The 9,156-nt window shown below is 58.4% G+C and carries 10 protein-coding genes; 7 read left to right on the top strand and 3 right to left on the bottom strand.

Features of this window, described 5'->3' with window-relative positions; genetic code table 11:
* Positions 1-5: 5 nt before the first annotated feature.
* From WCE46_RS01215 to rpl12p, 4 genes are read left to right on the top strand one after another with little or no spacing between them, the layout of a single operon-like run.
* A complete protein-coding gene (locus WCE46_RS01215) occupies positions 6-482 on the top strand; it encodes a 50S ribosomal protein L11 (RefSeq protein ID WP_424731884.1) in 477 nt (158 codons plus the stop codon).
* A gap of 55 nt (positions 483-537) precedes the next feature.
* Positions 538-1,182, top strand: coding sequence for a 50S ribosomal protein L1 (locus WCE46_RS01220; protein WP_424731873.1), 645 nt, complete (start codon positions 538-540; stop codon positions 1,180-1,182).
* Positions 1,182-2,030, top strand: coding sequence for a 50S ribosomal protein L10 (locus WCE46_RS01225; RefSeq protein ID WP_424731874.1), 849 nt, complete (start codon positions 1,182-1,184; stop codon positions 2,028-2,030). The genes WCE46_RS01220 and WCE46_RS01225 overlap by 1 nt, the downstream gene beginning before the upstream one ends.
* 21 nt (positions 2,031-2,051) lie before the next feature.
* The gene (gene rpl12p / locus WCE46_RS01230) at positions 2,052-2,363 is read left to right on the top strand and encodes a 50S ribosomal protein P1 (protein WP_424731875.1); all 312 of its coding nucleotides are present in this window, start codon (positions 2,052-2,054) and stop codon (positions 2,361-2,363) included.
* 129 nt (positions 2,364-2,492) lie between these two features.
* On the opposite strand, the gene WCE46_RS01235 is transcribed toward rpl12p, so the two are convergent.
* The 3 genes from WCE46_RS01235 to hypF are packed head-to-tail and all read right to left on the bottom strand — an operon-like array spanning position 2,493 to position 6,247.
* Positions 2,493-3,491 carry a radical SAM protein gene (locus tag WCE46_RS01235; protein WP_424731876.1) on the bottom strand — a complete coding sequence of 333 codons (999 nt, stop codon included), beginning with the start codon at positions 3,489-3,491 and terminating at the stop codon, positions 2,493-2,495.
* 34 nt (positions 3,492-3,525) lie between these two features.
* Positions 3,526-3,936, bottom strand: a complete 411-nt coding sequence (locus WCE46_RS01240) for a hypothetical protein (RefSeq protein ID WP_424731878.1) — start codon at positions 3,934-3,936, stop codon at positions 3,526-3,528.
* Between the two features lie 58 nt (positions 3,937-3,994).
* Positions 3,995-6,247, bottom strand: coding sequence for a carbamoyltransferase HypF (gene hypF / locus WCE46_RS01245; protein WP_424731880.1), 2,253 nt, complete (start codon positions 6,245-6,247; stop codon positions 3,995-3,997).
* A gap of 58 nt (positions 6,248-6,305) precedes the next feature.
* Between hypF and WCE46_RS01250 the strand changes: the two genes are divergently transcribed.
* The 3 genes from WCE46_RS01250 to WCE46_RS01260 form a co-directional block, all read left to right on the top strand.
* Positions 6,306-6,818: an ArsR family transcriptional regulator gene (locus WCE46_RS01250; RefSeq protein ID WP_424731881.1), complete on the top strand. Its 513-nt coding sequence runs from the start codon at positions 6,306-6,308 to the stop codon at positions 6,816-6,818.
* Positions 6,802-7,611 carry a winged helix-turn-helix transcriptional regulator gene (locus tag WCE46_RS01255; RefSeq protein ID WP_424731882.1) on the top strand — a complete coding sequence of 270 codons (810 nt, stop codon included), beginning with the start codon at positions 6,802-6,804 and terminating at the stop codon, positions 7,609-7,611. Before WCE46_RS01250 ends, WCE46_RS01255 begins: the two co-directional genes overlap by 17 nt.
* On the top strand, positions 7,608-9,156 hold a 1,549-nt coding region (locus WCE46_RS01260), incomplete at its 3' end, for a DEAD/DEAH box helicase (RefSeq protein WP_424731883.1). The genes WCE46_RS01255 and WCE46_RS01260, both read left to right, overlap by 4 nt.

A 9,156-nucleotide genomic window follows, 5' to 3' on the forward strand; every position in this document is an offset into this window, starting at 1 on the left:
AGACTATGGCAGAAGTGGTCGAGGTTTTAGTACCCGGCGGAAAGGCAACAGCGGGTCCACCATTAGGACCCTCGCTCGGACCACTCGGTATCAACGTGAAGGCAGTAGTCGATGAGATCAACAAGAAAACCGCCTCATTCAACGGAATGCAGGTCCCGGTCAAGATCGAAGTCGACGCAAAGAAGAACTTCACAGTCTCGGTGGGTATCCCCCCGACGACGGCACTCATCAAGAAAGAGGCCAATATCGAGAAAGGATCCGCAGAGCCCAACGTCAAAGTGGCAGGGAACCTGCCATTCGAGGCCGCAGTCAGAATTGCCAACATGAAACTCGAAGGAATGCTCTCCTACGAGCTCAAGACCGCAGTCAGAGAGGTCGTGGGCACGTGCGTAAGCATGGGTGTAACCGTTGACGGCAAGCGCGCGAAAGACGTGCTTGTCGACATCGCAGCTGGCAAGTATGACAGCGTCCTTGTGAAATAACCGGAGAACACCATAGGAGATCGAAGGGTTCGGTCGCAGACTATGGAGGAATCAGATGGTTGATAGGGCCAAAATTCTGGAAGCCGTAAACACGGCGATTGAAAAGGCGCCAAAGAGAAAATTCTCTGAGAGCATCGATATTACCATCAATCTCAAGAATATCGATATGGCGCAGCCGAAAAATCGTATCGACGAGACGGTTCTTCTTCCCCACGGTACCGGTGAGAATAACGGTATCTGTGTCATCGGGAAAGGGGATATCGTCACGCAGGCAAAGGAAGCCAAGGTTGATCTGATCATCGGCCCTGAAGAGGTAGAACGGCTCGGAGGCGCTCCCCGTGAGGCACGCCGGGTCGCGAGCACCTACAAGTACTTCCTTGCCGAGACCGCGGTCATGCCGCAGGTCGGTCGTTTCTTAGGTCCCCGGCTCGGTCCGCGGGGCCGGATGCCGATGCCGATCCCTGGGCAGACTGATATCCGTCCGATTGTCGAACGTCTCCGAAAGTCGGTGAAGATCCGCACGAAAGACAAGACGGTCTTCTCCACAAAGGTAGGTACGACGGCAATGACGCCGGAGCAGGTCGCCGAGAACATTGACGCGGTCGTCAAGCGTATCGAGTCTGTTCTTGAACAGGGTCACCTTAATGTCCGCTCGGTCTTCGTGAAGACCACGATGGGCCCGTCCGTGAGGCTGGTATAATGGCAGTCTATACCCACCACCTGCCCGCATGGAAGAAGGACGAGGTTGCGGAGATCAAGAAGCACGCAAAAGAGTACACGCTGATCGGGCTTGTCGACATGTACGGCATTCCCGCACAGCAGGTGCAGCAGATCCGCAGGAACCTCCGGGGCAAGGCAGTCATCAAGGTGACACGAAACACCTTGATCGAGCACGCGCTCGGCGAGATTGGCGGGGACGCAAAAACCCTCACCAAGTACATCTCGGGTCACTCCGCGATGATCTTCTCCAACGACAACCCGTTCAAGCTGTACAAGCAGCTCGAGAAGACCAAGACCAAGATGGCCGCAAAGGCCGGCGAAACCGCCCCCGAGGATATCGTTGTCGAGAAGGGGCCCACGAGCTTCAAGCCCGGCCCGATTGTCGGTGAGCTCCAGCAGGCCGGCATTCCCGCAGCGATTGAAGGCGGCAAGGTCAAGATCAGGGAGACCAAGACCGTCGTCAAGAAAGGTGCAGTCATCTCGGCAAAACTTGCCGTTGTGCTCGTCAAACTGGACATCAAGCCCATGGATGTGGGGCTCGCGCTCCAGGTAGCGTTCCACGATGGAAACCTCTACGAGCCGTCCGTGCTCGCAGTGGACGAGACCAAGTTCCTCGCCCAGCTCCAGCTTGCCGGCCAGCAGGCGTTCAACCTGTCGGTCAATGCAGCGATCCCGACGAAAGAGACCATGGCACCGATCCTGACCAAAGCCGTCAGGGATGCACGCGGTCTTGCGATCGAGGCGGCAATCTACGAGAAGGATGTTGTCGATGCGATTATTGGTAAAGCCCAGAGAGAAAGCCAGGTGTTAAAGACCCTGGTAAAATAAAATTATTGAGGTGAACTTAAGATGGAGTATATCTATGCAGCACTTCTCCTGCACAAGGCAGGCAAGAAGGTCGATGAGAACGGCGTCAAGGCAGTCCTTACCGCCGCAGGTGTAAAGGCAGACGAGTCACGCATCAAGGCGCTCATTGCAGCCCTCGATGGTGTGGATATTGAAGAGGCCATCAGCAAGGCAGCCGCAGCACCGGTCGCCGTTGCAGCCGCAGCACCCGCAGCGGGCCACGCAGCAGCACCCGCCCACGAAGAGCACAAGGAAGAGGACAAGAAAGCAGAAGAAGAGAGCGGCATGGCAGGGCTTGGTGCCCTGTTCGGCTAAATCTTTTTTTTCTTCTTCGTTTCCCGTAGTCGGTAATTCACTTATTCTCACGATGGCAATCCGGAGGAGCGGATGCGCCGGCAAGTTCGCCCCACGTTCTTTTTCCGGTTCCGGGCCGGCACCCCGTGACTAAACCGTTACAGCCACGTAGATGTTGTTTTTCGCCGCGACGATCTTCACCCTGACCTGTCCCGACTCTTTATCGCAGCCGAAGACCGAGACCACCCGGTTACGGGCGATGCCGAGCTGTTCCCCGTAGATCCAGCCGGGAGCCTTGATCTCGACTGTCGCTTTCTCGCCTTTGGTAAACACCTGCGGGAGCGACGGCCGCCGCACAGTGCCAAAGTCCCGCCCTGCATCGAGGCGGAGGTGCAGTCCGGACATTTTTTCCCACTCTTTGATACTCCGGTTGAAAAACTGCCACCAGCTCTGGACTTTCACGCCTTTTGGCGTCCTGCCGTACTTATATCGCTCGAACTTCTGGATGCCGAGTGGGGGAAACCGTTTTCCCGCCCCGCACTCCTGCGCAAATCCGATGAGTTTTGGGATCTCCGCATCGTTGATACCCGGCATAAAGACCGGCGCAATGAGGAGGTCCATGGAACTGTTTACAACCGCTTTTGCCGCGCCGCAAACCTTGTCAATATCGTACCAGTCAACACCGGCAAGTTCTCGGGCGAGTGCCGGTTCAAGCGCATGCAGCGAGAGGTTGACCCGGTCGAGCCCTGCCTTTGCGAGCGCCGCGATTTTTGCATCGTCAAGGTGTGTGCCGTTTGTCTGGAGCGAGACGGTGCTAACGGCGTCGATGTTTTTGAGCGCCGCAACCAGCTCGGGAAGCCGGGGATACATGAGCGGTTCGCCCGGGGAATCGATGTGGCACTCGACACCCGTTCCCTTGAACGGCGCAATCTCTTCGACAGCGGAAAGGAGATAGTCCAGTTCTACTTCGTAACTGGTGGCCCGGGTTGTCGAGCATGGGCCGGCATCGACCGAGCAAAAGGGACAGTTTAAGTTGCAGCCGCAGCTCGGGCGCACCTGTAGGAGGCTCGTGCCCCGGTCAATAATGCCAAAATAGAGCGACCCGACAAGGGGAATATCGGATTCAGCCGTGATGCGGACATGTGCCATAACTTCTCCATGCCCGAAAAGGTTCAGCCACCGTTTACCGGAATCTGCATCCCTGCCATTTTCCCCGGAAGATCACCGGACGGGGTTCGTCCATCTGCGGGAGCAGGTACTCGAATGCGTCCTTGTCCACCGGCTTTCTCCCGTTCTTGCGGCAGAACTGGGCAAAGGTGTCATACATGATATCGAGCGGGATGGTCCCCGAAGGGTCGCCGACGAGCAGTTTCTGGTGGAACTCCCAGATCCCCTCGAACTCTGCATCATCCTCTTTTTGGGGCCTGACAATCCCGATGGTGATCTCGGTGCTGACACTCTTTTCATCAGCTGCAGCCTTGATTTCGAGGAAATAATCGTGCACCGCCGCGAGCCCCTGGCGGAGCTCGGTGAGCTCCTTTTCCAGGCTCTGGAGCCTCTTTTCCTGTTCCTGAATTAAATCCAGCGGATACATCACAGCTGATCTCATCTTTGTACTTCCGTCAAGATAAAATGCTTGTTTTTTTTGGATTTTACCGGTGATGGATTCCGGTCTCCCCGGTTTTTGCGAGACTTCCTGCCCAGACACACTGGCCAAAGGAGACGCACCCGTCGCCGGGAGGGTACGCATCGTTGATGATAAGGGTGAGCCCGGCCCGGGTGATCTCTGAACGGATAGTCTCCCTGATCGCCCGGTTCGCGACAACACCCCCGCTCAGTGCTACAAGGGAAATGTCGTCATTTTCTGCCGCGTGGATGGCAAGCGCGGCGATCCCTCTGGAGAGGTTGTACTGGATGGATGCCGCGATGTTGCGGACGGCATTTTTGTCGCTGGGCGGAGTTTGGGAGAACTGCGAGAGCGCGGTTTTGAGGAGCGCCCGGGTTGAGAGAATTTCGCACCCGCCGGCATTTGAAAATACCGGCTCCCACACTTCAGCTGCCCCGCCCGCCGCAACCGCTTCGAGTTTCATTGCAGGTTCGCCATCGTAGGTGCGCTCGCGGCAGCAGCCGAGCAGCGCGGACGCCGCATCGAGCACCCGGCCGGTACTGCTTGTCATCGTGACGTTGAACTTCCCTGCGACCTGTTTTTTGATCACGCCGAGTTCTACGTCCGACCAGCCTCGGTCAGCGAGGAGTGCAAGGCACTTCTCATCCTGCAGGATGCCGTACAGCATCCGCTCCGGGAACCGGGTGGCAAGGTCGCCGCCCGGCATTGCAACGGGTTCGAGATGGGCAACCCGGGCGAGGTCCGGCACCTGCCCGGCAAAAATCTCCCCGCCCCAGACCGTACCGTCGTCCCCGTACCCGACGCCGTCGATGGCGATCCCGATACAGGGTTCGGTCGTCGTCGCCGCTATGTGTGCCCGGTGGTGCTGGACCGGCACAAGTTCAAGCCTCTGCTCCGCCGCGATCTCTTTTGCAAACCGAGTCGAGAGGAACTGGGGGTGGAGGTCATGGGCCACAAGTTCGTATCTGGCCCCGAGCAGCCGCGAGAGCTTGGCGACCGTCTCCTGAAGGTATTCGAGCGTTGCCGGGTTACGGACATTGCCCACGTGGGGGGAAGTGACGGCAAACCCGTTTTTGTAGATCGTTGCATTCGCGTTCAGTTCCGGGCCGACGCCGAGGATGCAGTACGGGCCGAGATCGATGGCGGTCCGTTTCGGCGCAATGCCCCGCGAGAGCCGGAGAATATAGCCGTCGCGCACGACCGAGTCGTCCACCCGGTTCGTGATGGTCCGGTTGTGGACGAGGAAATAATCCGCATCCCGTGCGAGTTTCGCGAGCGCCACCTCCGTATCGGTGATCATCGGGTAGCCGGGCATGTTCGCGCTCGTCATGATCAGGAGCGGGTGTGAAAGGTGCGAGAAGAGAAGGTGGTGGAGCCCGGTGTAGGGAAGCATGCAGCCGATCGTGTGCAGATTGCTGATGGTGCTGTGAGAGGAATGATCGCGTTTCTCCAGAACCACAATCGGGTGGACTGGGCTCTTCAGCAGCTCCCGCTCCGCGTTTGAGACTCGTGCGATCCGATCGATGACACCCGGGCGCACCATGACTGCGAACGGCTGCTCGATCCGGCCGAGGCGTGCTTTGAGTTCTCCGGATGACTCTTCTATGCAGGCAAGGTGGAAGCCCCCGACGCCCCGGATCGCGAGGATCTTCCCGGCGTCGAGCAGCGCCGCTGCTTCCCGGATCGGGTCGCCGCACGGGACATCGGCTCCGGTCCGGTCCATGAGCCGGAGGGAGGGGCCGCAAGCGTGGCAGGCGATCGTCTGCGCATGGTGGCGTCGGGAGTCCGGGTCGCCGTATTCTTCCGCGCACGCCCGGCACATCGGGAATGTGTCCATGCTTGTCCGCTCCCGGTCGTACGGGACTTCCTTGATAATGCTGTACCGGGGCCCGCAGTTTACACAAGAAGTTGCCCAATATCCCTCGTATCTGCCGCCCGGTGTAAAAATATCTGAAATACAATCGTCGCAGATCGCAATATCAGGAGGGATCATGCCGGAAAACGAGCCGGTCCCGCTTTTGAGGATAACAAAGCCGTCCGGGATATCTGCCGTCGTTTCCGTCACATCAACAGAATCGATCCGGGACATCGGCGGGCCCCGGGAGACTGCCGCAAGAAAAGTTTCGAACTGATCGCCCCGGGCAAAGATCTCCACTTCGCTCCCAAGGTTCTTTATCGAGCCTGCGATCCCGTACTCGCAGGCACGGGCATACACAAAAGGGCGGAACCCGACACCCTGCACGATGCCGCGAACTGAAATTCTGCCCCTTTTTTGCATGGTTTGTGCCGCATAAATTTATTGATTTATACCGCGATATAATTATAGGGTTTTTACTGTGCCGGGTCACATCCGAATTGTCAACGATCCCGTAGAACTTGTTCCGCTCCTCATGACGTTCAACAGTCCTGCGTTCAAAAAGGTATACGAATTACTGAGCAAATCGTGGATGACCGAGGCAGAACTTCAGGCACAGGTAAATGATGAGTCTGTTCCACTTTGCATCCAGATCTTAAAGAAAGGTAATCTCGTGGAAGAACAGTGGCGGATGCCAAAGCCCGGTGAAAAGCCGCAACGGGAGTTTCGGGGAACGTACAACAAGTTTCGGGCGAATTTCCAGTGCAACCTGCAGGACCTCTCGGACATCCTGTACATCTCGCTCTCAAACGACGAGAACCTCCGCGAAATTGTCGGCCAGATCGAATCAGAAATGGGAAACGGCAACACGTCCATCAGCGATCTCTCAAGAAAATTCGGTGTCAGTCCGGTGTTCATCAAGGGGCTTGCAAAAAGGATACCTCAGCTTGATGTGAAGGGACAGGGGCTGGTGCTGCTTGACACCGGACGCTAAGGATCCCCTTTATTCCATCCTGCGCAGCAAGCGCGAGGTCTCCCGGTTACAGATCCTGGTCGAGATAGCCGAGCACCAGCCGGCGGTACGCCAGCAGGAGATCGCAACAAAACTCGGTGTCACGCCGCAGGCGATATCAGAATACATCCGCGAGCTCACCGATGAGGGCATGGTCTCCGCGAGCGGGCGCGGCAACTACGAGGTGACCAAGGCTGGCATCGAGTGGGTGCTCGCGAACGCCGAGTCACTGGAGTCCTATGCCCGGCATATCAGGCGCGACATCATCCAGCAGGTCTCGGTCTGGACAGCGATCGCCGCCGAGAACCTCCAGGCAGGCGATGAGGTTGGGGTCTACATGAAAGCCGGCTTTTTGTACGCCGCAAAAAAGAAGCAGCCGGCGACCGGTTCGGTTGTTGCCGATGCGAAAAAAGACGAGGATGTGGGTGTGGCCCGGTTAAACGGCATTATCGAGCACCAGGAAGGCACCATCACCATCTGCAAGGTGCCCCGGATCCAGCACGGGGGCTCGCGCCGGGTGCAGATGGACAAATTAAAGGAACTTGTCCACCCGGCAGGGATGGTGGCGGCAGTCGGGCTTGAGGCGTACATCGCACTCAAAGCCGCCGGTCATAAACCGGACCTGTTCTTCGGGGCGCGGGAAGGCGTGATCGAGGCGTCGTTCCACGGGATCGACTGCGTGATCGTGATCGTCGATGAAGAGTTCACGGATTTCTTAAAACGGCTTGAAGGCGTCGGGCTCTCGTACGTCATCGTCGATCTGATCGCCCCATGAAGATCATCGTCCAGCCGGTCAAAGGCAGCTACAAACTTCTCTTTTACGACGGGAAGCACGTCCACGGTATCGGTATTGTGGAGATGACCGATACCCCCAAAGGGCCCCGGCCGGTCAAGTACCGGCTCCGCTGGGGTTCCAGGAAAGAGTACCGGGCCACGCCGTCAAAGGACCTGATCGGCCAGCTCCGCGAAGGCGACGTGCGGATGGTAAAGCCGGACCCGCTTTTCGAAGAGTTCCTGCACGCATTCCAGGTCCGCACCGGTGCCGTGGATGTCTGCCGGATCTGCCTCCTAGACGACCGGTACACACCGCTCACGAACGACAACTTCGTGATATTCGGGAAGAGCGAGAAGATCTGCCTTGAATGCGGGCGCCGGGAGCTCAGGCGCGAACTGGCGCCGATCGGGCACATGGGAAAGGATACGCTCCGGCACTTCGAGGAACTGCTCGAAGCGACCCGGAACCTTGACCGGGTGCTCGCGCTCGTCCAGCCGGAAAAACTCTCAATGAAGTCTGCCCTCTTCGACCGGATCGAGGCGCACCCGGTGCTTGCGACTGCAAAACTGGAGGAACTGCCGCTCCCGCATGAGTTTGTGGTTGCGTCACGGATCGAGTCCCTCATGCCGGCCCAGCAGCTCGCGGTGGATGCCGGCCTGCTGTACGGAAAGGATCTTCTCGTTGTTGCCGCAACCGCGAGCGGCAAGACGTTCATCGGTGAGATGGCCGGGATGAAAAATTACCTTGCCGGCCGGGGCCGGATGCTTTTTTTAGTGCCGCTTGTCGCACTCGCGAACCAGAAATACGAGCGGTTCACCGACCGGTACAGCGCCTTTGCAAAGACCGGTCTTCTGACCGGCGTCTCGCGTCTCAATCTCCCCGAGACCCGGAAAGTCGGCGACCGGAACCCGCAGGCGCCGATCGTTGTCGGTACCTACGAAGGGGTGGACAACATGATCCGGTGCGGCCAGCGGATGCAGAACATCGCGACGGTCGTCATCGACGAAGTGCAGATGCTCGAGGACCCGGAACGGGGCCACCGGCTCGACGGCCTTGTCGCACGGCTCAAGTATCTCGCCCCTCAGGCGCAGTTTTTGTATCTCTCCGCGACGATAGGATCGCCAAAGACGCTCGCAAAGAAACTCAACTGCCAGCTCGTCCGGTACGACGACCGGCCGGTTGCACTCGAACGTTTCCTGCTTTTTACGGAACGCAAGCAGAAGATCCCGACGATCAAAAAGCTGACGACCGAGGAATACAAGAACACATCTTCGAAGGGGTTCCGGGGCCAGACGATCATCTTCACGAATGCCCGTGCCCGGTGCCATACGATTGCCGATGCGCTCGGGATGCGGGCAGCGGCCTACCATGCGGGGCTCTCAAGCCAGGAGCGCCGCGAGGTCGAGACGAAGTTCCTCTCCGGCAAGCTCATGGCTGTCGTGACGACGGCTGCTCTCGGGGCCGGGGTCGATTTCCCCGCGTCGCAGGTGATCTTCGATGCGCTTGCGATGGGCCGGGACTGGCTCTCCGTGCAGGAGTTCAACC

The sequence above is a fragment of the Methanoregula sp. genome (assembly GCF_049690535.1).
Classification (GTDB): Archaea; Halobacteriota; Methanomicrobia; order Methanomicrobiales; family Methanospirillaceae; genus Methanoregula.